Source organism: Arthrobacter sp. zg-Y750 (assembly GCF_020907365.1).
Lineage (GTDB): Bacteria > Actinomycetota > Actinomycetes > Actinomycetales > Micrococcaceae > Arthrobacter_B.
In genome coordinates this window covers 38650-59359 of record NZ_JAJJOC010000007.1, presented here as the reverse complement: position 1 = coordinate 59359, position 20710 = coordinate 38650, and the positions used below count along the sequence as shown (strand labels likewise).

The window sequence follows — 20710 nt, the reverse complement described above, 5'->3', positions numbered from 1 at the left end:
GCGGCCAAGGGGTATGCCCCCACGCTAGGAGCAGCGGGTTTCCACCGTGTTTCCGTGATGTGGCTGACGGGCAAAAGGAATGTTCCGGGCGTGCGAACCGTGCGAGAATAGTGGCGATGTCAAGCCTCGAAATTCCCCCCGCAAAAAAGCAGCGCCCCGCCCGCGCGCTTCCCACCGCCACCGGACCCCAGGTCCGCCCTGCCACGGAGGGTTGGGAACAGGCCAAGGAACCGGACGGCCGCCCGCTGCTGCAGTTCAAGTCGCCGCGCGTATCCCAGCCGCCGGCGCATCTGGCCGACATGACGCTGGCCGAGCGTCAGGAGAAGGTGAAGTCCCTGGGCCTGCCCGGCTTCCGCGCCAAGCAGCTCTCGGTGCACTACTTCCAGCACTACACCACCGACCCCGAGGCCATGAGCGACCTGCCGAAGGAACGCCGGGCCGAGATCGCCGCGGAGATGTTCCCTCCGCTGCTCACCGAGGTCAAACGCCTGACCACGGACAACGGGGACACCATCAAGTTCCTGTGGCGGCTCTTCGACGGTTCCCTGGTTGAGTCCGTGCTGATGCGCTACCCCGGCCGGATCACCCTGTGCGTGTCCAGCCAGTGCGGCTGCGGCATGAACTGCCCGTTCTGCGCCACCGGCCAGGCCGGCCTGACCCGGAATATGTCCACCGCGGAAATTCTGGACCAGATTGTCCAGGCAAACCGGGTGATCAAGGAAGGCGGCCTGGGCGGCAAGCGGCGCGACGGCGGCCACGACGCCGAGCGCGTCACCAACATCGTGTTCATGGGCATGGGTGAGCCGCTGGCCAACTACAAGCGCGTGATGAACGCCGTGCACCGCATGGCCGCCGAGGTCCCCGAGGGCCTGGGCATGAGCGCCCGCAACATCACGGTCTCCACCGTGGGCCTGGTCCCGGCCATCAAGAAGCTCGCCGAGGAGAACATCCCGGTGACCTTTGCGCTGAGCCTGCACGCCCCGGACGATGAGCTGCGCGATGAGCTGATCCCGGTCAACAGCCGCTGGAAGGTGGATGAGGCGCTGGATGCCGCGTACAACTACTACCGCGTCACCGGCCGCCGGGTGTCCATTGAATATGCCCTGATCAAGGACATGAACGACCACGCCTGGCGTGCGGACCTGCTGGCCAAGAAGCTCAACGCCCGCGGCCGCGGCTGGGTGCACGTGAACCCCATTCCGCTGAACCCGACGCCCGGCTCCATCTGGACTTCCCCTGAGCCGGAGGTCATCTCCGAATTCATCAACCACCTGCTCGACGCCGGAATCCCCACCACCATCCGGGATACCCGCGGCAAGGAGATCGACGGCGCCTGCGGCCAGCTCGCTGCCGCGGACTAGCAGCCAGCTCCGTGGAGAAAGCGACGGCGGGCCGGGCACAATGCCCTGCCCGCCGTCGTCGTTTAACGTCCGCCGCTTCCGGGGCTCAGTCCCGGGGTGCGCCGGGGGTGCCGGGAGCACCGCCGGTTTCGTCAGTATCTGTTTCGGGCGTTTCCCCGGCAAGGATCAGGTACAAGGCCCGCCGGGTCTCGCCCAGCAGGGCGGCTGCGGCGGCTACCTGTCCGGGATCCCCGGCCATGCCCACCTGGCGGGTGGCGGCGGCCAGCTCATGCAGCAGGCCGCGCAGGTCGGGGCCGCTGTGTGCTCCGGTGAAATCCCCGAACGGATCCCCGGTTTCGGCCTGTGCGGCGCCCCGCCCTTCCTCGGTGAGGCTGGCGAGTTTACGGCCGCCGCGGACCTCTATGGTGACCAGGCCTTCGTCCTCCAGCTGTGAAAGCGTGGGGTAAATGGCGCCCGGGCTGGGCTGCCAGCGGCCATTGGTGCGTTCGCTGATCGCCTGGATGAGCTGGTAACCGTGCATGGGTTCCTCGGCGAGCAGCAGCAGGACGGCCGCGCGGACATCACCGCGGCCTGCGCGGCGGCCGCCGGGACCGTGATGGCCCCTGCCGCGGCCCCGCCACGGCATACCCCCGGGCATGGCTCCTGCTCCGCGGGGGCCGCCCGGGCCAAAGCCGCCGAGCCCGCCGGGCCCGCCGGGCCCGGATCCGCCAAAGCCTGCCGGCCCTCCGGGGGTGCGGTGGCAGCGGTTCGGCTCCTGGGCCGCCTCCTGCGGGGTGTCAAAGGGATGGAATTTATGCATGGCCTTCTCCTTCCGAAGACATTCGCACTGGTCGTTGCACGATCATCAACCTGAGTCTCAAAGAAGCGCTTCAATAACATCACGATATATCGTGAGCGGTCGCGGATTCAAGGGTTTGGTGGTGTGACCGGGGTGCCGGTTCCCGCTGGGGCGGTCCGCCCCGGGGAAACGAAAAGGCACGATTTACCGGTTTTCGGCTGGAAAACGGTAAATCGTGCCTTCTCGTGTGTCAGACAGTGCCGTGGGGTGCGGCGGCCTGGCCGCGTGCCCGGACTACAACAGGTGGTTCACCAGCTCTTCCGCGATGCCCGTGTACTTACCCGGGGTGAGCGCCTGCAGGCGGGCTTCCGCCTCGGCCGGAAGGCCAAGGCCGGCAATGAATTCCTTCATCCGGGCGGCATCCACCCGGTGTCCGCGGGTGAGGTCTTTCAGGCGTTCGTACGGGTTTTCCATGCCCGGGGTGCCTGCAACCGCCTCAGCGCGCATCACCATCTGGATCGCCTCGCCGAGCACCTCCCAGTTGGTGTCCAGGTCGGCGGCGAGGACGTCCGCTGCCACATCCAGGCGCTCCAGGCCCTTGGCCACGTTGGAGATGGCCAGGAGGGAGTGGCCGAACGCCACGCCGATGTTGCGCTGCGAAGAGGAGTCAGTCAGGTCGCGCTGCCAGCGGGAGGTCACCAAGGTGGAACCCAGGGTGTCCAGCAGTCCGTTGGAGATTTCCAGGTTGGCTTCGGCGTTCTCGAAGCGGATCGGGTTCACCTTGTGCGGCATGGTGGAAGAGCCGGTGGCGCCTTCCACGGGTACCTGCGCGAAGTAGCCGATGGAGATGTAGCTCCACACATCGGTGCAGAAGTTGTGCAGGATCCGGTTGAAACGGGCCATGTCGGCGTAGAGCTCGGCCTGCCAGTCATGGGATTCAATCTGGGTGGTCAGCGGGTTCCAGGTCAGGCCCAGGCCCTCCACGAAACTGCGTGCCACCTGCTGCCAGTCGGCCTGCGGCACTGCCGCGTAGTGGGCTGCGTAGGTGCCGGTGGCACCGTTGATCTTGCCCAGGAATTCGGTGTTTCGGATGCGGCGCAGCTGGCGGGAGAGGCGGTGTACCGTAACCGCCAGTTCTTTACCCAGGGTGGTGGGGGTGGCCGGCTGTCCATGCGTGCGCGAGAGCATGGGGATGCTGCGGGTGTCCTCGGCCATGGCCGCGATTTGGTCCACTAGGTGCTGGGCGGCGGGGAGCCAGACGTTCTCCACGGCGCCCTTGATGCCAAGTGCATAGGAGAGGTTGTTGACGTCTTCGGAGGTGCAGCCGAAGTGCACCAGTGCCTTGAGGTCCTCGATGCCGGCGGCGGCCAGGCGGTCCGCAATGTAGTACTCCACGGCTTTAACGTCGTGAACCGTGCGCTTCTCGATTTCGCCGAGCTCCGTGACGGAATTGCCGTCGAATCCGGTGACGATTTCGCGCAGCTGGTGCTGCTGCTGGGCGCTCAGCGGTTCGGTGCCGGGAAGGACGGCGTTGCTGGTGAGGTGGATCAGCCATTCCACCTCCACGTGGGTCCGGTCGCGGTTCAGGGCGGCTTCGGACAGGTAATCCACCAGCGGTGCTGCGGTGCTGCGGTACCGGCCGTCCAGGGGGCCCAGAGCGATGGCGGGAGTCACGGAGGCAAGGGATACACGGGATTCAGATTCGGCCATGCGGCAATTCTTTCATGCCGGTGCGTTGGAGCCGGTGTGTGACTTTCCGGAGGGCGACGTCGGATGACATCTCCTCCACAGAGCCTCCGGTAGGAGACGGAGGGCGGGGGAGTCCCCACCGTTGCGCCCGGTCATCGTCGGCGGTGAGCTGTGGCGCCTAGCTTTTGTGGGGCGGGCACAGGCACGGTCAGCACTAACACGGCACTTGAAAGAGCACAGCGGAGGAACCCATGAATCAAATGGCTGCGGCCGCATATGCACAGGAGACCGCGCATCAGTTGGTGGCCTGCGCCGGGGAAACGGACCAACGTGAGGACGAAGTGGCCGCGGCGGCGGGCGTCCGCTGGGTATCGCCTGCTGCAGATGCATTCCGGCACGCCTTGGCGGCATCTGTCCAGGAGCTGCCGTGGGTGGCGGACCAGCTGCGGGCGGCCGCCGCAGATCTGGAACAGGACCCGGCCGCGATGATCGCGGGAGGTTGATCGGGGTGGGTGCCATCGGGGCTGCGGATAGCTTCCGCGATCAGCCGGCGTTCCAAGTGAGGGGTGGTTCGGCCGGACTTCTGGTGCAGTTGGAGGATCTTGCACGGGTGGCGGATCGGCTGGGAACCACTACGTCCATGCTGCGGAACCTTGAGAAACGGGTCAATGGCCTGTGGCTGGAGGCCGGAGCGTGGGGAGGCGGCTCCGTGACCGCGGACCGTGTCCGGGCACGGATGCTTGATGCGTCTTTCGCCCTGCGGAGATCGGCGGCCGCGCTCGAGGAGCTCACCGAGGGCGTGCGGGAGAGCGCCCGCAGCTACGCCGCCACCGAGGGTCGGGTGCAGCTGCGGATGCCCTGGGCCGGCGAGGTGTCCCCCTGGCCGGCAGCGCCAGCCAGCGGAGGAACCCTGGTGCCGACCCGCGGCCAAATGGAGGCCGCATTGGGTTCCGTGGCTGACGAAGTGGCCCTGCTGGCGGCCCTGGCGCTGCTGAAGACTGCAGGGGTGACGGAGCTGCGGCCCGTGACGGTAACCGCGCTTCCCGGGAAGCCGGAGAACATCCGGCTGGACGGAACGGCGGCCGGCCTGCTCGCCCGGTCGCAGGTGCTCAAGGACGAAAACGATCCGGGAGTGGTCGAAGTCCTCCGTATCGAGGAGGGCGGCAAAAACACCTTTATCGTCGTCCTGCCGGGCACGCAGGGCTGGTTTTCCGACGGGGGATCCGTGCCGTTTGACCTCGCCGGAATGGGGGAGGCCCGGGGCCGCGAAAGCCAGTATGTTGCCGCTGCCGTGGCGGACGCACTCCGGCAGGCTAACGCGGAAGCCGGCGATTCCGTGGTGCTGTCCGGATACAGCCAGGGCGGAGACCATGCCGCCAATGTGGCAGCGTTCCTCGCCGCTAAGAGCCCGTATCAGGTGGATTTTGTGCTGAGCGCCGGCAGCCCCACCGGCACGGCCAACCTCCCGCCAGGTGTGCCGGCGCTGCACCTGGAGCACGAGCGGGACTGGGTCCCGGGGATCGACAGCATGCCCAACCCGGATACCCCGGACCGGGTCACCCTGACCCTGACGGATCCGGTTGCCACCCCGGAAGGGGAGCCGGCTGGCCTGGGCCCGGCGCACCGGCTGGAGAACTACCTCGACGGTGCGGCGCTCGCGGATGCCAGCGGCGATGCTTCGGTGCGGACCGCACTGGGCTCGCTCGCGCTGGCGGTGGGGGCAGGCCATGCCACCAGGCACTTGTACCGTTTCGAGCGGGAACCGCTCCCTGCACGTCCCCCTGCCCGGGTAGCCGCACCCGCGGACGTTTCAACGCCTACCCCGCCGTTCAGCCGGCTCCCGTCCAACAGATGACCGCCGGAGCGCTGCGGACGGTAGTGCCGGCCGCTAGCTGTGCTCAGACAGCACGTTAGTTACACGGCAAATAGGTGAAGACCTCTTGGATTTGGTGGTTACTACACACCCGAAACTAAGAGGTCTTCACTCAAAGCTCTCCACAACTTGCGGGTCGTGGAGCATCTTCGCCGTCAAACTGCGAGGTTCATAATTGCCGCCGCCGTACGATGAGCCGCTCCGAAAAACTAACGGAGGTCGACCCAACGGTTCCGGCCAGCACTGGAGGAGGTAGCGTTCACTGGGCTCCTCTACTATTTGGTCTCGGTTGATGTCCCGACCGGAGGAGTAGATACGGAATCTGTACCGATGATGGTCCTGACTCTCCAGTGAACCGATCATTATCGACCTGACTTCGTCATTACCCAGAGTGAGCGTGCCTTCACCGAGCTTGACTGATGTCTCCTCGACATCTTCCCAATGATCATGTGTAAGCAACGTGGGTGCCTCGCTCAATACTTCCAGATTGATTAGCACTGGCCCTCCCCAAATGCCCGTGACCACCTGCAGTCCCAAATCTTGGAGAGGATCAGGCTCGGCTTGGCCTCGAGATGCCATGAAGGCCTCTACAAGCCGAGCCTGATCGACAGGAGGAGGCGATACCAGTAAGGAGAATCTGTGGTTACTCGCAGGTACGATCCAGCTTCCAGATCTGATCACGCCATTGCCTCCAGCAGTGTTAGAGCGAAGTCACAACATAGAAAACCAGGCCGGCAAACACCCATCACCCGTGTAACTAACGTGGTGCCTGAGTACAACTAGCGCTGCCCGCTAGCGCCGGCTGCGCCTCCGCGCGCCGGTCACGGTGTCCAGCACCATGGAAACAACACTGATGATGACCGCCCCGAAAATGGCCGTCCAGAAGAAGGAATCCACCTCGAAACGGATGGGAGTGTAACTGCTCAGCCATGCCGTGAGTTCGAGCATGGCGGCGTTGATGATGATCCGGAAAAGCCCGAGCGTCAGGATGGCCAGGGGCAGGGTCAGGCCCTGCGCAATCGGGCGGACCAGGGCGTTGACCAAACCGAAGATCAAGCCGACAAAAAGGTAGGCCAGGACCGTGTCCAGGGTCGGGTTTCCTGTCATGCCGCCCGTTTCCGAGGTCAGTGTCAGGCCGGGAAGAAGCCAGCTGGCTACCCAAAGGGCAATGGCGTTCAGGACAATCCGCAGAAACAGTGTGACCATGCACCCATGCTGGCAGATGCAGGACCATTACTGTTAACGCCATGACCACTACCGAGAATGACACCGACGCAGCTGTACTTCCCGCCATCGGCATCTCCCCGCGGCCCATCGTGGGCCAACTGCCGCAGTACAAGGCGGGCAAACCGCCGGTGGTCGTCAATGGGCTGGAGAGCTACAAGCTTTCCTCCAACGAAAACCCCTACGCTCCGCTGCCCGCCGTCCTGGAAGCGATCAATGACCATGCCACGGTCAACCGCTACCCGGACCCGCTTTCCACGGAACTGCGCAACGAACTCTCTGCCTTCCTGGACATTCCCGCCGAAGACATCGTCACCGGCGGAGGCAGCTTGGGGGCACTGAACCAACTCCTGGCCACCTTCGCCGGACGGAACCCGGACGGAACAGCCGACGAGGTCATCTATGCCTGGCGTTCCTTCGAGGCGTACCCCATCAGCGTGGGCCTGGCCGGAGCCGCAAGCGTGCAGATTCCGCTGCAGGCAGACGGGACCCACGACCTCGACGCAATGGCCGCGGCCATTACCGAAAACACCAAGGTCATTCTGCTCTGCACCCCGAACAACCCCACCGGGCCGGTCCTGACCACCGCACAGGTGGAGGACTTCCTCGACCGGGTCCCGTCCGACATCATCGTGGTGATTGACGAAGCGTATGAAGACTTCGTGCGTGACCCGGCCGCCGTCAACGGCATCGACATGTACCGCAACCGCCCCAACGTGGTGGTCCTTCGCACGTTCTCCAAGGGTGCCGGGCTGGCAGGACTGCGGGTGGGCTACTCGGTATCCCACCCGCACATCACGGAGCACCTGCGCGTGGCCGCCGTCCCGTTTGCGGTCTCCACCATCGCTGAACAGGCAGCCATTGCGTCCCTCCGCCACCACGACCAACTTGTGGAGAGGATACAAGGACTGGTCGCGGAACGGACCCGCGTCGTGGAGGGCCTGCAGGGCCTTGGATGGAAGATTCCGGCGGCCCAGGGAAACTTCGTGTGGTTGGAATTGGGCGAGAACACCCCCGAGTTTGCAGCAATGGCAGAGCAGCAGGCCCTGGCGGTGCGGGCCTTCGGAACCGAGGGTGTGCGCGTGACCATCGGCGAGGAAGAGGCAAACACCCGGTTCCTGGAGCTATGTGCAACCTATACAAAAGGGCCGCGGGTTTCCTAGCGGGTCCTAAGTAGGGTCAAAAGCCGCGCCGTCGTTAGGCTGTGGGAAGTAACTTCCACACATATGCAAAACAGGGAATGTATTCCCGACGAGGCATATTTCTAGCGCGGGCGCGGCTTTTGCCGTCCAGGCGAGGAGCAGGCATGGACGTAGGACACCTGCCGGCAAGCGAGTTCAACGCTGCCGGACTTGAGCAATCCCTGATGGGTGCTCCCGAGGACAACCCTGTCCCGGACATGGTCCAGCTGCTCACCATTGACGGCGAGCTCCGGCAGGATGAGGCCTACAGCAGCTACGTGCAGGACCTGAGTCCCGAAGAGCTGCGCGGGTTCTACCGGGACATGTTCCTGGTGCGCCGCTTTGACGAAGAGGCCACGGCCCTCCAGCGCCAGGGCGAACTGGTGATGTGGGTGCCGCTCACCGGTCAGGAAGGTGCGCAGATCGGTTCGGGCCGCGCCCTGCTGCCCCAGGACTATGTGTTCCCCACCTACCGCGAGCACGGCGTCGCGTATACCCGCGGACTGGAGCTGGCGCATCTGCTGCGCCGTTTCCGCGGCATCTCCCACGGCGGCTGGGATCCGCGGGAAGCGAACTTCCACCTCTATACGCTCGTGCTGGCCGCACAGGTGCCTCACGCCGTCGGCTATGCGATGGGTATGGCGCGTGACCGGCTCGTGGACCCGAAGCTCCCCGAGGCGGCCACCGTGGCCTACTTCGGCGACGGCGCGAGCTCCGAAGGCGACGTGCACGAGGGCATGGTGTTCGCCGCCTCGTACAACGCGCCGGTGGTGTTCTTCTGCCAGAACAACCACTGGGCCATTTCCGTTCCCACCGAGGTCCAGTCCAGGATCCCGCTGGCCAACCGCGCGCAGGGCTACGGTTTCCCGGGAGTACGGGTGGACGGCAACGACGTCCTGGCCGTCCACGCGGTGACCCGCTGGGCGCTGGAACACGCCCGGTCAGGCGGCGGTCCGGTCCTTATCGAGGCCTTCACATACCGCATGAGTGCCCATACGACGGCGGACGACCCCACTAAATACCGGGTCAGCGCGGACGAGGAAGCCTGGCTGGACCGGGATCCACTGCTGCGGATGGAAAAGTTCCTGCGCAGCCAGGGGTTGGCCGACGGTGCCTTCTTCGCCGAATTGCGGAAGGAAGGCGCCAACATGGCCGTCCGGCTGCGTGAGAACGTGCAGCAGATGGAGGCACCCGGCTTCGAAGACGCCTTCGCCGATGTATACGCCGAAGCCCACCCGCTGGTACGCGAGGAACTGGACGCCCACCGCCGGTACGAAGCTGGCTTCGCCGACACCGACACGGACACCGCCGCCGGCACCGATACCACCTCCGCTTCCCGGGAGCACACTGCATGAGCACCATGACCATGGCCAAGGCCATCAACGCCGGACTGCGCGCCGCGCTGGAAAGCCACCCGAACTCGCTGCTGATGGGCGAGGACATCGGCGCCCTCGGCGGGGTCTACCGGATCACGGAAGGGCTGCTTGCCGACTTCGGCCGGGACCGGGTGATGGACACGCCGCTGGCTGAATCGGGGATCATCGGTACCGCCATCGGCCTGGCGCTGCGCGGTTACCTGCCTGTCTGCGAAATCCAGTTCGACGGTTTCGTTTTCCCCGGCTTCAACCAGATCACCACCCAGCTGGCCAAAATGCATTCCCGCAGCGAGGGTGCGCTCAGCGCACCGGTGGTCATCCGGATTCCCTACGGGGGCGGCATCGGCTCCATCGAGCACCACTCCGAATCGCCGGAAGCACTCTTCGCGCACACGGCCGGGCTGCGCATCATTACGCCGTCGAACCCGCAGGACGCCTATTGGATGATCCAGCAGGCCGTGGCCTGCAAGGACCCGGTGATCGTCTTCGAACCCAAGCGCCGGTACTGGCTCAAGGGCGAGGTGGATACCTCGGCGCCGACGTCGGACCCCTTCTCAGCGCACATCGTGCGGGAAGGCACCGACGCCACCATCGTCGCCTACGGGCCGCTGGTCCCGGTGGCCCTGGCTGCCGCAGCCGCGGCGGAGGAGGACGGCCGTTCCGTGGAGGTGGTGGACCTGCGGTCCATCTCGCCGATCGACTTCGACACGGTTACCGAATCGGTGAAGAAGACCGGCCGGCTGATCGTCACGCACGAGGCACCCACCTTCGGCGGCATCGGCGGAGAAATTGCCGCACGGGTGACCGAGCGGGCGTTCCTGTCCCTGGAAGCTCCCGTGCTCCGCGTGGGCGGGTTCCACATGCCCTACCCTGTGGCCAAGGTCGAAGAACACTACCTGCCGGACATTGACCGCCTGCTGGAGGCGCTGGACCGCTCGTTCTCCTACTGACGGACCTCGCGTCGGAACCCGGCCCGCCCCCTTTTAGCTGCGCCCATCAGCAGCCCATACAAGATCGAGAAACCATGACTGAAAAGACATTCAACCTGCCGGACGTTGGCGAAGGCCTGACCGAGGCCGACATTGTGCAGTGGAAGGTGCAGCCGGGCGACACGGTTGCCGTCAACGACGTCATCGTGGAAATCGAAACCGCCAAGTCGCTGGTTGAGCTTCCCTCACCGTACGCCGGAACGGTCTCCGCCCTGATGGTGGCCGAAGGCGAAACGGTTGACGTGGGGACGCCCATCATCAGCGTCACCGTGGGCGCCCCCGGTGCAGCATCTGCACCGGCGCCGGCCGCCCCGGCAGCGTCTGCCCCGGAACCGGCTGCCGGCCCGGCAGCGTCTGCCCCGGCAGCTGAAACGGGGGAGGCGCCCGCCGCCTCGCTCACCGGCACCGGCCCCAAGCCCGACGCCGTCCGCCGCCGGGAGCGCCGCCGTCCGGCCCCGCCCGCGGCCCCGGCTGCTGCTGCAGAAACGGTGGCCAAGGCCCCCGTTGAGGCCGCAGTCCAGACGGCTGCCGCCGTCCAGGACCGGGTCAACCGGCTGGTCCAGCGGGTCCTCGCCAAGCCGCCGGTGCGCAAGGCGGCAAAGGACCTGGGCATCGACCTTGCCGAGGTGCCCGCCACCGGAGCAAGCGGTGAAGTTACCAAGCAGGACCTGATGGGCTTCCAAGCCCGGCGTGGCCAGGCGCCGGAATCCGCCGGGACGTTCGGCACAACCGGCACCGGAGAAGCCGATGCGCGGATCGAACGCATCCCGGTCAAGGGCGTGCGCCGTGCCACCGCGCGAGCCATGGTGGAAAGTGCCTTCAGCGCACCGCACGCGAGCATCTTCGTGGACGTGGACGCCTCCCGGACCATGGAGTTCGTGAAGCGGCTGAAGGCCTCCCGGGACTTTGAGGGGATCCGGGTTTCACCGCTGCTGGTCCTGGCCAAGGCCGTCATCTGGGCCGCCGCCCGCAACCCGTTGGTCAACGCCGCATGGGCCGGGGACGAGATCCTCGTGAAGCACTACATGAACCTCGGTATTGCCGCTGCCACCCCGCGCGGACTGATGGTGCCGAACATCAAGGACGCCCAGGACCTTTCGCTGAAGGAGCTCGCCGTCGCGCTTAACAACCTGACGGCCACGGCGCGGGAAGGACGGACGCCCCCGGCGGACATGCAGGGCGGCACCATGACCGTCACCAACCTCGGTTCGCTGGGCCTGGACACCGGCACGCCCATCATTAACCCGGGCGAGGTGGCGATTGTCGCCTTCGGGACCATTAAGCAGAAGCCGTGGGTGGTGGACGGAGCGGTGGTCCCGCGCTGGGTCACCACGCTGGGCGGTTCCTTTGACCATCGGGTGGTCGACGGCGACCTTTCGGCCCGCTTTATCGCCGACGTCGCCTCGATCCTCGAGGAACCGGCACTGCTGCTGGACTGAGGCTGAACCGCGCCCGCCGCTAGCGGACCGTGGCAGGCCCGACGGCGGCGCCGAGGATGGGTGCCAGCCGGCGGATCCCTTCGCCGATGTCTTCCGACGACACCGCGCTGAAGGCCAGCCGCAGCTTGTTGGACGGACCCTCGCCGGGCGTGAATGCAGCTCCGGGGATAAAGACCGTGCCGGCATCGATCGCTTCATAGAGCAGGGGATAGGTGTCCACGCCCTCCGGCAGCGTCACCCAGATGAAGAAGCCGCCGTCCGGCCGCGTCCAGGTAACCCCCTCGGGCATGTGCTCGTCCAGGGCGGCGAGCATGGAGGCGCAGCGGTCGGCGTAAAGGGCCCGCGAATCCTTCACATGGCCCATCCAGTCGTAGTCGCGCAGGTAGGCCGAGACCAGCATCTGGGTCAGCGGTGAGGGGCAGAGCACCACGGCTTCGCAGGCAAGGTAGAACCGCCGGTAGAGGTGGCGGGGAACCAGGGCCCAGCCAAGCCGGACCCCGGGGGCGAAAATCTTCGAGAACGAGCCCAGGTACAGCACGTCCTGGGGGTTCCCGGCCCGCATGGGTGCCAGGGGTTCGCCGTCGAACCGCAGCAGGCCGTACGGGTTGTCCTCCAAAACAAGGATGTTGTTCCGCCGGCAGATGTCCACCACCAGCTGCCGCCGTTCGGCGCTGAGCGTGACTCCGCTGGGATTGTTGAAACTGGGGATCGTGTAGAGCAGCTTGATGGTTTTGCCCTCGGCGCGCAGCTGGCCAATCCGCTGCTCCAGCGCCTCGGGGAGCAGGCCGTCGTCGTCCATCGGGACCGTTTGGACGTCCACCTCGTAGGCCTCGAACGCGTTCAGGGCGCCGACGTAGGTGGGGTCCTCGCAGAGGATGACGTCGCCGGGATCGCAGAACACCTTCGCGGCGACATCCTGGGCGGATTGGGAGCCTGTGGTAATCACAATGTCCGCTGGGTCGGCGTCGAGGATGCCCTCGGCTGCCATCACCCTGCAGGCCTGCATCCGCAGGTCCTCCATGCCCTGCCCGCCGCCGTACTGCAGTGCCTCCAGTCCGTGCCGGGCAATGATGTTCCGGGCGGTCTCGCCCAGGTCTTCCAGGGGCAGGGAGCGCAGGTAAGGGCTGCCGCCGGCGAGGGAAATCAGCCCGGGCCGGATGGAAATGTCGAAAACGTCCCGCACCGCCGACTGCTTGATGTGGAAGGCGCGGTTGGAGAAGAGCATCTCATGGCGGTGCGCACCGGCGGCCCGCTCCAGGGCGGCCATGGTGTCTACGGGCAGTTCTACGGCATCGGAGAATTCCTCGCGGGTCATGGCAACCATGCTAACCCCGGGTGTTGACCTCTATGCAACGGCTGTTTCGCACACCGTTGGCTGAATCTAGGTTCCCGTCCCTAGATCCATCCGGCCTTGTGGGCCTTGATTCCGGCCTGGAACCGGCTCTCGGCACCGAGTTCCTCCAGCATCCAGGCAATGTGCCGGCGGCACGTCCGGACGCTGATACCCACCCGGCGGGCGATGGCTTCATCGGAATATCCGGCGGCCAGGGCGGTCAGGACCGAGCGCTGGGTGCTGGTCAGCTCGTCCCGGGCCGGATTCTCCGTGAGAAACGGCTCGGCAAGGCCCCAGGCGAACTCGAACAGCAGGCCAAAGATGCGGATGAGGTTGGGATCGCGGATGACCAGGCCGGCAACGTCTCCGGGGTGCAGCTGGCGGGCAACCACCGCGACCTTTTCATCAAAAATCAGTGTCCGCAGCGGCATGTAGGGAAGTGTGCGGAACTGGCCGCCGGCCGCGGTGATGGTTTCCACCGCCTTGCGGGTGGGAACGTGGTCCCGGGTGCTGGAGTGGTAGAGCGTCTGCCGCTGGACGCCGCTGCGCAGCAGGTCCAGGTCCTTCTGCACACTCTCTTCGTGGATGTCTGCATTTGCCCCCTGGCCCGGACGGGCAATCAGGACGCGGTCCGTGGCGCTGCGCCCGTATTCGATCAGGACGCGCTGGACCTTGTCCTGGTCCTCCACCACCTCCACCGAGGAATCCGCCGCGAGCCGCTTGCGTGCCTCCACATAGGCGGGGGTCAGGGCGGCCATTTCCCGGCGCCGGGAATTGATCCGGCCGCGCAGCTCCAGCAGTGCCCGCTCGTCCGGATCCACCAGTTCGGCCAGTGCCACGTCAGGGGAGACGGCGGTGTAGCTGGGGCAGTCCGCAGCCTGCGCCAGCAGCAGGCACCGGGAGGTCAGCTCGGCAATGGCCGCGTCAATGGAGCGGCTGGTGTATCCCAGTGCCTCCGATGCATCTTCAGCCGTCCACCCGGGACGGCTGACGGCAAATCGGTAGACGTCCAGCGAAACCTGAGACAGCACGGCGAATCCTTTCAAAGCAGCAAGCTGAAGCCCCCACGGCTACCCTACCCAGCACAGCATGTTTCCGGTCCGCTCGTTACGAAAGTGCTTTATGTCGCCAACACACTGTGGAAAGTCGGACATGTCCGGTTAATGCCAACGACGGCGGCGCTGCCGGTACAGGAAGCAGAGGTGGGGCATACCCGTTCAGGCGTCCGATTTTGGCACGGGTATGCCGGGTTCCGGTGCCGGAAGCGGCCATGTCCGGAACAGGGCAGCGGAGCCTATTTACAGACGCGTCAACGGCGGGGGAAGCTTTCGGAGTCAAATCAAGGTGCCGGCTGAGCAACAGCCAAGAGATTCAAGGGGGACAGCAATCATGAAGAGCTGGGATTGGTTCTAACCATCGGCCCCCGAGGGGCCGAACACAGGAAATAACAACAATGCAGGCCCGCCCCAGCGGCGGTAACCAACCCCGAGGGGAAAGATCCACATGAGCCAGCTAGCTGCAGTTCGACCAGCCTCACGGACGCAAACCGGCACTCATTGGTGGTCACTTTCCATCCATACCGGGGGCTTCGATGTAGCGGACGGCATCATTGGAGAATTGGTTACCCCGCTGGCGGCGCAGGCGCAGGTCCTGGGAGCCCAGCGCTGGTATTTCACCCGGTGCTCGGATCCGGCCTTTGCGCACGTAAAGATGCGGGTGCTGGCAACCACCGAGACCTTGGACCGGCTGCAGTCGCTTTTGCCGGCCCTGCAGGAACAATCCAGCGGAGTGATCGGCCATCTGGAGACCAGCCAGCAGCTCACTGAACCCGCCACCGACCGGCTGAGCCCGGGCGGCGGAGAGCCTCAGGACCCGCGGATCGAAGCGGACCTCGCAAAGTACGGCGGGGTGGAGGGGCTGTCCCTCGCCGAAGAAGTATTTGAACTTTCCTCGGATCTGGCCAGCTGGGCAACCGCGCGTTTCCCCAAGGTCCAAAACCGGTGGGCGCTCGGGTCGCTGCTGCTCTTCGACGCGGCCCGGAGCATGATGAAGGGACCGCGCGCCTCGGCCTGGCCGGACCGGCGCCGTTTGTCCTGGGACTACTACTGGGACAGCCACCTACGCAGCTGCACCGCCGGGTTTGGCCCCCGGGCGGCAGGCGTGCGGCAGGCAATGACGGTTCAGGTAGGCGCCAAGGTAATGCCGACGCACCGGCTAATGGCAGCCACTGCAGCAGAATCGGCGGTTGAAAACTGGCGCCGCCGGTGGTTCCGCGGCATCGACACTTACCTCTACCGGGCGGACAAGGCCCGGCTGAGCCGTAGCGCCCAGCACTTGACGGTATATCAAGCCCATATGCTCCTCAACCGCCTTGGTCTCAGCCTGCGGGAAGAAGCCGCCATGGGGCTGTACGCACGCACCTGGAGCCCGGAACGGGAATCAGTACTGCTGGATAAGCGCTGAAACGTGCGCACAATTGGGAAGGGGGCCCAGCCTGTGGCCGAACAAGAAGAGGTAGTGGTGGCAGACGCCCAAGACCTGGGTCTGGTCCTGGGCTGCTCGGAAGATCTGCTGGCCGATATGAAGGACAGCGGACTGCTGGAACCCTTCGGTGAAGCGTGGAATGTTGGGCCGGCCCGCGAATATCTGCGGGATGCTGCGTGGGCGGATCAGGCCTGGTATTGAGGCGCCGGGGTCCGCTGGACCTGTGCGGCAGAAACACAAAAGGGACGGACCATGTGGGTCCGTCCCTTTTGTGTTTGTCCTGCGAAATGGTGCCGGTTTTGACGCCTAGGCTACGGAAATGGAAGCCTCGGCGAGGACGCGGACGGCTTCATTGAGCTGGGCCACCGTCTCGGGGTCGTCCTTGGGGTGGATTTCCGCATAGCGGGTGACCGAGCCGCCAATCGCCAGGCGCACTTCCTCCACGACGCGTGCGCCGGCAATGCCCACGGACTTCCGGGCATCATCCTGGGCCCATACGCCGCCGTACTGGCCGAAGGCCGCACCGATGACGGCGGTCGGCATTCCGGACACGGCGCTGGCGCCGAAGGGGCGGGACAGCCAGTCGATGGCGTTTTTCAGTACTGCGGGCATGGTGCCGTTGTATTCCGGGCTGATCAGCAACAGGCCGTCGGAGGCAGCAGCCGCTTCACGCAGGGCCAGCGCGGGTTCGGGGACCAGGCCCTCGGCGTCGATGTCTTCGTTGTAGAAGGGGATCTCGCCCAGCCGGTCAAATACCTTCACGTCAACGCCCTCAGGGGCACCGCTTGCGGCCACTTCGGCGAGCTGGCGGTTGATGGATCCGGCGCGGAGGCTTCCGACGAGGGTCAGGATGGTGGTGCTCAAAATAGGGAACTCCTGTCTAGGCCGTGCCGATTTCCCCCGGGCACGGACGCGGTTCTGTCTTCGATCGCTTAAACGGACCGCGGTCCGGATATATTCCCTCCGGGTTACACTTGCGCGATGGAGGCAAGCCAGCCCGTACCGTCCGGCATCCGCGGGGACGCGGAGCGCAACCGGCTCCGCCTGCTGGAGGAGGCCCGGGAACTCGTGGCGGCAGGCGGCGCCGATGCGCTGACCATGGAAGCCCTGGCCCGGCGGGCCGGATTGGGCAAAGGGACGGTCTTCCGCCGGTTCGGCAGCCGGTCAGGACTGATGCAGGCGCTCCTGGAGCACGTGGAGGCCGGTTTCCGCGCAGACTGGATGTCCGGTCCGCCGCCGCTGGGGCCCGGCGCGCCGGCACTCGCCCGGTTACAGGCCTTCGGCTCGGCACGCCTGTCGCTCCTCATGGTGAACAGCGAATTGGCCCGGGCAGCCGACGTCGACCCCCGCACCCGCTACCGGAACCCGTCCCGTGCCCTCGCCGTGGCGCATCTGGCCGGGTTGCTGCGGGAAGCGGGTCCGGTGCGGGACCCCGAACTTGCCGCCTACCAGCTGGCGGCGTTCCTGGACGCCGGGCTGCTGCTTCATCTGCGCGGGGAGGCGGGAATGGACCAGACGCGGCTTGAGCAGGGCTGGACGGATCTGGTGGCTGCCCTTGTCCGGGCCTAGCCCGGGACTGGCCGGGGACTAGTTGTCCGGATGCTCCAAACCGAGGGAGGCGATCAGGGACCGCAGCGCCCGGCGCAGTTCCTGGCTGTCCTCTGCGTCCAGGGTTACCTCCGCCTCGGCCAGCTGTGCGCACTTGATGGCCTCGCGGCCGGCTTCGGTGACGGCCCAGGACAAAACATCCGGGTCGGTCCCGCCAGCCGTCTCCGGGTCCTCCGGCACACAGCCCCGCTGTTCCGCATATCCGGACGAAACAAGGGAAGACAACTCCCGCCGGACGGCCGGCAGCGGCTGCCTGGTACCTGCAGCCAGCGCGGTGTCCTTTACGGCGTCACCCGTTGCAGCTGCGGCCAGGAGGGTGAGCAGGGCGAAAGAGTTCCGGTTCAGGCCAAAGCGTTCCAAGGCGCCGTCGGACGCCACATGGGTGACATGGGCAGCAGCGGACAGAAGCCGGGGGAAATAGCCCGGGGTGGCCGGAGCGGTGTGGGATGCGGAAACGGAATCAGGGCCGGGACTGGAATCGGGCTGCTCGGAGTTCCCGGACTGGTCGGGGTTGACGTGTCGAAACGGCACTTGTTCCTTGGGGTCTAAAAGAGGGTGCGGCTGTGCAGAAACAGGCCTCGGCCACGTCTTGACCAGAGGACAGCTTACGGTGGACTATCCGGCGCTGACAAGCGGGATTATGGCGGCGGACGGCTTGGCGGAGCCGGAACCGCCCGTCACCGTACAGTCACCCGGGGACCCGAATACCGGTGTGATGAGCACCTCAGATAGCTTTGTACGATGCACATCAAGGACCGGATCGAAGAAGCCCCGATGAGTCGACGGCAGGTGGCCATCATTGCCATCTGTACAGCCTTGTACATGATCGACGGTTTCGACGTCCTGGTGATGGCCTTCAGTGCAAGCCATGTGGAAGAAGAATGGGGGCTGAACGGCGCGCAGCTGGGCTACCTGCTCAGCGCAGCACTGGTGGGGATGGCGGTGGGCTCCATCTTCGTCTCCACGGTTGCCGACATCTTCGGCCGGCAGCGCACCATGCTGGTCGGTGTGTGCATTGTCGGACTGGGGATGTTGGCGTCCTTCTTTGCCCCGAACTATGCGGTGCTGCTGGTTCTTCGCCTGCTCACCGGCTTAGCCATTGGCACACTGCAGGCGACCATCGGCGTTTTTGCCTCGGAGTTCTCCAGCGCAAAGCGGCGTTCCACCGCCCTGTCCATTGTCACCATCGGCCAGCCCATTGGCGGGGTGCTGGGCGGGCTGGCCAGCGGCGTGCTGATCAGCCAGTATGGTTGGCGGTCCGCGTTCCTGCTCGGAGCGGTGGCAACCTTCCTGATGATTCCCCTGGTGATGAAGGTGTTCCCGGAATCGGTGGATTTCCTGCTGGCCAGGCGCCCGGCGGACGCACTGGCGCAGCTCAACCGCAGCCTGCGCTCAATAGGGCAGCCGCCAGTGGATGCCCTTCCGGACGCCGTACCGGTGCAGCGGAAGACTTCTCGGTTTGCCGATGTCCTCACCGGTTACAACACCCGGCGCACCATCCTGCTGTCCCTGGCCTATTTCATCCTGATGGCCAGTTTCTACTTCGCGAATTCCTGGACACCCAAGCTGATCACGGACAGCGGGTTCACTGCCCGGGACGGGATCAACGCCGGTGTCCTCTTCAGCGTCGGCGCCATTGCCGGCGGCATAACGTTGGGGCTGTTCGGTGCGCGTTTCCCGATGCGCAAGGTCCTGTCGGTGTTCTTTGTGGCCGGAGCGGCAACCTTTGTGGTCTTCGCGAATTCAACCACCGGATCAGTGGGCTGGGCTCTCTTCGCAGCCGCGCTGGTGGGCTTCGGTTCCAACGCGCCGATTGCCGGGATGCTTGCCATTAGTCCCACCTACTACACCGGCGAGGTCCGGGGCACGGCGCTGGGCCTGGTGATCGGCATGGGCCGGCTTGGGGCCATCATTTCGCCCATTCTTGCCGGCGCCCTGATCGACGGCGGCTGGAGCGCCGGGGACCTCTACTTCCTGTTTGTGCTCCCCATGGCCCTGGGCGCCGTCGTTATTTCCATGCTGGGCAAGCCGGCGCTGCACGGTCCGGTCGAGAAGGACCCGGCCCCCGTCCACTAGCGGGGAACGGCCCGCCAAAATGGCCGGCACCCGGGTCCGCGCGAACGGCTGCGGACCCGGGTACCGTACCGGATTAGGACGCGACCAGTTCCGGCCAGTCGGCGGCAAGTTCCAGTCCGTGCGCTGCCGAGACGGAGGAATGTGTCACCTTGCCGCCGGCGATGTTCAGGCCGTGCGCGAGGTCCGGATATTTCTGGAAGGCAGCGGCAACACCGAGGTTGGCCAGCGCCACCGCGTACGGCAGGGTCACATTGGTCAGCGCGTAGGTGGAGGTGTTGGGCACTGCGCCCGGCATGTTGGCAACGCAGTAGAACAGCGAGCCGTGCACCCGGAACGTGGGATCCTCATGGGTGGTGGGGTGGCTGTCTTCGAAGCAGCCGCCCTGGTCCACGGCAATGTCCACCAGGACGCTGCCCGGTTTCATCCGCGCCACCATGGCGTTGGTGACGAGCTTGGGCGCCTTGGCCCCGGGAACCAGGACCGAGCCGATCACCAGATCCGCGTCCACCACCGCGCGTTCAATCTCGAATGCGTTGGAGGCTACGGTCTTGATCCGGCCGGCGTACAGCGCATCCAGCTCCCGGAGCCGGTCAATGTTGATGTCCAGCACCGTGACATCGGCATGGCCTCCGACGGCGGCTGCAGCGGCGTTGGTGCCGGCCACGCCGGCACCGAGCACCACCACTTGGGCGGGCCGCACGCCCGGCACCCCGCCGAGCAACAGGCCCGGACCGCCGGCCGGAGCCATCATGGACTGGGCGCCCACCTGTACCGAAAGCCGGCCGGCAACTTCGGACATGGGGGCAAGCAAGGGCAGGGTGCGTCCGCGCTGCACGGTTTCATAGGCAATGGCGGTTACACCGCTTTCCAAGAGTGCCGCGGTCAGCTTTGGCTCGGCGGCCAGGTGGAGGTAGGTGAAGAGGATCAGGCCCGGCCGGAAATGCCGGTACTCGGAGGCGATGGGTTCCTTGACCTTCAGGACCATGGCGGACTGGGACCAGACGTCGTCGGCTGAGTCCAGGATCTGCGCCCCGGCCGCGGTGTATTCCGCATCAGTGATATTGGAACCGGTGCCGGCACCGCTCTGTACCAGCACCTCATGGCCGTGGGTGCGCAGTTCATGCACGCCGGAGGCAGTAATTGCTACGCGGAATTCATTGTTCTTGATTTCCTTGGGGATACCGATGATCACAGTATTGCTCCGTCAGTAGGGTCAGCCGGCGAGGTGTCCGCCGACACAGCCCCAGCATAGATGCCCATCCGGCGTGCCGGCAGACCGCTGCAGGACCGGTTTCCCGG

General features: G+C 65.8%; 19 protein-coding genes. 11 read left to right on the top strand and 8 right to left on the bottom strand.

What is annotated here, in order from left to right:
• Positions 1 to 116: 116 nt before the first annotated feature.
• The gene (rlmN, locus tag LOC57_RS04520; RefSeq protein ID WP_229958410.1) at positions 117 to 1361 is read left to right on the top strand and encodes a 23S rRNA (adenine(2503)-C(2))-methyltransferase RlmN; all 1245 of its coding nucleotides are present in this window, start codon (positions 117 to 119) and stop codon (positions 1359 to 1361) included.
• A gap of 85 nt (positions 1362 to 1446) precedes the next feature.
• Here the strand turns inward: rlmN and LOC57_RS04515 are convergent, their stop codons facing one another.
• The gene (locus tag LOC57_RS04515; RefSeq protein WP_229958408.1) at positions 1447 to 2160 is read right to left on the bottom strand and encodes a PadR family transcriptional regulator; all 714 of its coding nucleotides are present in this window, start codon (positions 2158 to 2160) and stop codon (positions 1447 to 1449) included.
• A gap of 273 nt (positions 2161 to 2433) precedes the next feature.
• On the bottom strand, positions 2434 to 3849 hold the full coding sequence (purB, locus tag LOC57_RS04510; RefSeq protein ID WP_227912140.1) for an adenylosuccinate lyase: 1416 nt from the start codon (positions 3847 to 3849) through the stop codon (positions 2434 to 2436).
• Between the two features lie 230 nt (positions 3850 to 4079).
• Here purB and LOC57_RS04505 point away from each other — a divergent pair, with 230 nt between their 5' ends.
• Together LOC57_RS04505 and LOC57_RS04500 are read left to right on the top strand one after the other, a co-directional pair.
• Positions 4080 to 4331 (top strand): hypothetical protein, encoded by a 252-nt coding sequence (locus tag LOC57_RS04505; protein WP_227925826.1) that lies wholly within the window; start codon positions 4080 to 4082, stop codon positions 4329 to 4331.
• 107 nt (positions 4332 to 4438) lie between these two features.
• The gene (locus LOC57_RS04500; RefSeq protein ID WP_229958406.1) at positions 4439 to 5683 is read left to right on the top strand and encodes a hypothetical protein; all 1245 of its coding nucleotides are present in this window, start codon (positions 4439 to 4441) and stop codon (positions 5681 to 5683) included.
• Between the two features lie 810 nt (positions 5684 to 6493).
• Here LOC57_RS04500 and LOC57_RS04495 read toward each other — a convergent pair.
• Entirely contained in the window at positions 6494 to 6907 is a 414-nt protein-coding gene (locus LOC57_RS04495) for a phage holin family protein (RefSeq protein ID WP_227912137.1), read from the bottom strand.
• A gap of 41 nt (positions 6908 to 6948) precedes the next feature.
• Between LOC57_RS04495 and LOC57_RS04490 the strand changes: the two genes are divergently transcribed.
• The 4 genes from LOC57_RS04490 (at position 6949) to LOC57_RS04475 (ending at position 11910) form a co-directional block, all read left to right on the top strand.
• Entirely contained in the window at positions 6949 to 8088 is a 1140-nt protein-coding gene (locus tag LOC57_RS04490; RefSeq protein WP_229958404.1) for a histidinol-phosphate transaminase, read from the top strand.
• Between the two features lie 143 nt (positions 8089 to 8231).
• Positions 8232 to 9461: a pyruvate dehydrogenase (acetyl-transferring) E1 component subunit alpha gene (gene pdhA, locus LOC57_RS04485; protein ID WP_229958402.1), complete on the top strand. Its 1230-nt coding sequence runs from the start codon at positions 8232 to 8234 to the stop codon at positions 9459 to 9461.
• Positions 9458 to 10432, top strand: coding sequence for an alpha-ketoacid dehydrogenase subunit beta (locus LOC57_RS04480; RefSeq protein WP_227912134.1), 975 nt, complete (start codon positions 9458 to 9460; stop codon positions 10430 to 10432). Before pdhA ends, LOC57_RS04480 begins: the two co-directional genes overlap by 4 nt.
• Before the next feature lie 74 nt (positions 10433 to 10506).
• On the top strand, positions 10507 to 11910 hold the full coding sequence (locus LOC57_RS04475) for a dihydrolipoamide acetyltransferase family protein (protein ID WP_229958400.1): 1404 nt from the start codon (positions 10507 to 10509) through the stop codon (positions 11908 to 11910).
• Between the two features lie 19 nt (positions 11911 to 11929).
• On the opposite strand, the gene LOC57_RS04470 is transcribed toward LOC57_RS04475, so the two are convergent.
• Positions 11930 to 13225 (bottom strand): aminotransferase-like domain-containing protein, encoded by a 1296-nt coding sequence (locus LOC57_RS04470; RefSeq protein WP_229958398.1) that lies wholly within the window; start codon positions 13223 to 13225, stop codon positions 11930 to 11932.
• An 80-nt stretch (positions 13226 to 13305) separates the two neighbouring features.
• On the bottom strand, positions 13306 to 14274 hold the full coding sequence (locus LOC57_RS04465; RefSeq protein WP_227912131.1) for a helix-turn-helix transcriptional regulator: 969 nt from the start codon (positions 14272 to 14274) through the stop codon (positions 13306 to 13308).
• Positions 14275 to 14746: 472 nt separating this feature from the next.
• On the opposite strand from LOC57_RS04465, the gene LOC57_RS04460 reads away from it, so the two are divergent.
• Together LOC57_RS04460 and LOC57_RS04455 are read left to right on the top strand one after the other, a co-directional pair.
• The gene (locus LOC57_RS04460) at positions 14747 to 15706 is read left to right on the top strand and encodes a lantibiotic dehydratase C-terminal domain-containing protein (RefSeq protein ID WP_227912130.1); all 960 of its coding nucleotides are present in this window, start codon (positions 14747 to 14749) and stop codon (positions 15704 to 15706) included.
• Positions 15707 to 15739: 33 nt separating this feature from the next.
• On the top strand, positions 15740 to 15928 hold the full coding sequence (locus tag LOC57_RS04455; RefSeq protein WP_227912127.1) for a hypothetical protein: 189 nt from the start codon (positions 15740 to 15742) through the stop codon (positions 15926 to 15928).
• A 105-nt stretch (positions 15929 to 16033) separates the two neighbouring features.
• Here the strand turns inward: LOC57_RS04455 and LOC57_RS04450 are convergent, their stop codons facing one another.
• Positions 16034 to 16594 (bottom strand): NAD(P)H-dependent oxidoreductase, encoded by a 561-nt coding sequence (locus tag LOC57_RS04450; RefSeq protein WP_227912413.1) that lies wholly within the window; start codon positions 16592 to 16594, stop codon positions 16034 to 16036.
• A 114-nt stretch (positions 16595 to 16708) separates the two neighbouring features.
• On the opposite strand from LOC57_RS04450, the gene LOC57_RS04445 reads away from it, so the two are divergent.
• Positions 16709 to 17296, top strand: a complete 588-nt coding sequence (locus LOC57_RS04445; RefSeq protein ID WP_229958397.1) for a TetR/AcrR family transcriptional regulator — start codon at positions 16709 to 16711, stop codon at positions 17294 to 17296.
• A gap of 18 nt (positions 17297 to 17314) precedes the next feature.
• Here the strand turns inward: LOC57_RS04445 and LOC57_RS04440 are convergent, their stop codons facing one another.
• Positions 17315 to 17866, bottom strand: coding sequence for a hypothetical protein (locus LOC57_RS04440; protein ID WP_229958395.1), 552 nt, complete (start codon positions 17864 to 17866; stop codon positions 17315 to 17317).
• Between the two features lie 210 nt (positions 17867 to 18076).
• Here LOC57_RS04440 and LOC57_RS04435 point away from each other — a divergent pair, with 210 nt between their 5' ends.
• On the top strand, positions 18077 to 19411 hold the full coding sequence (locus LOC57_RS04435) for an MFS transporter (RefSeq protein ID WP_229958393.1): 1335 nt from the start codon (positions 18077 to 18079) through the stop codon (positions 19409 to 19411).
• A gap of 73 nt (positions 19412 to 19484) precedes the next feature.
• Here LOC57_RS04435 and ald read toward each other — a convergent pair whose 3' ends face one another.
• Positions 19485 to 20603, bottom strand: a complete 1119-nt coding sequence (ald, locus tag LOC57_RS04430) for an alanine dehydrogenase (protein WP_229958391.1) — start codon at positions 20601 to 20603, stop codon at positions 19485 to 19487.
• Positions 20604 to 20710 lie beyond the last annotated feature (107 nt).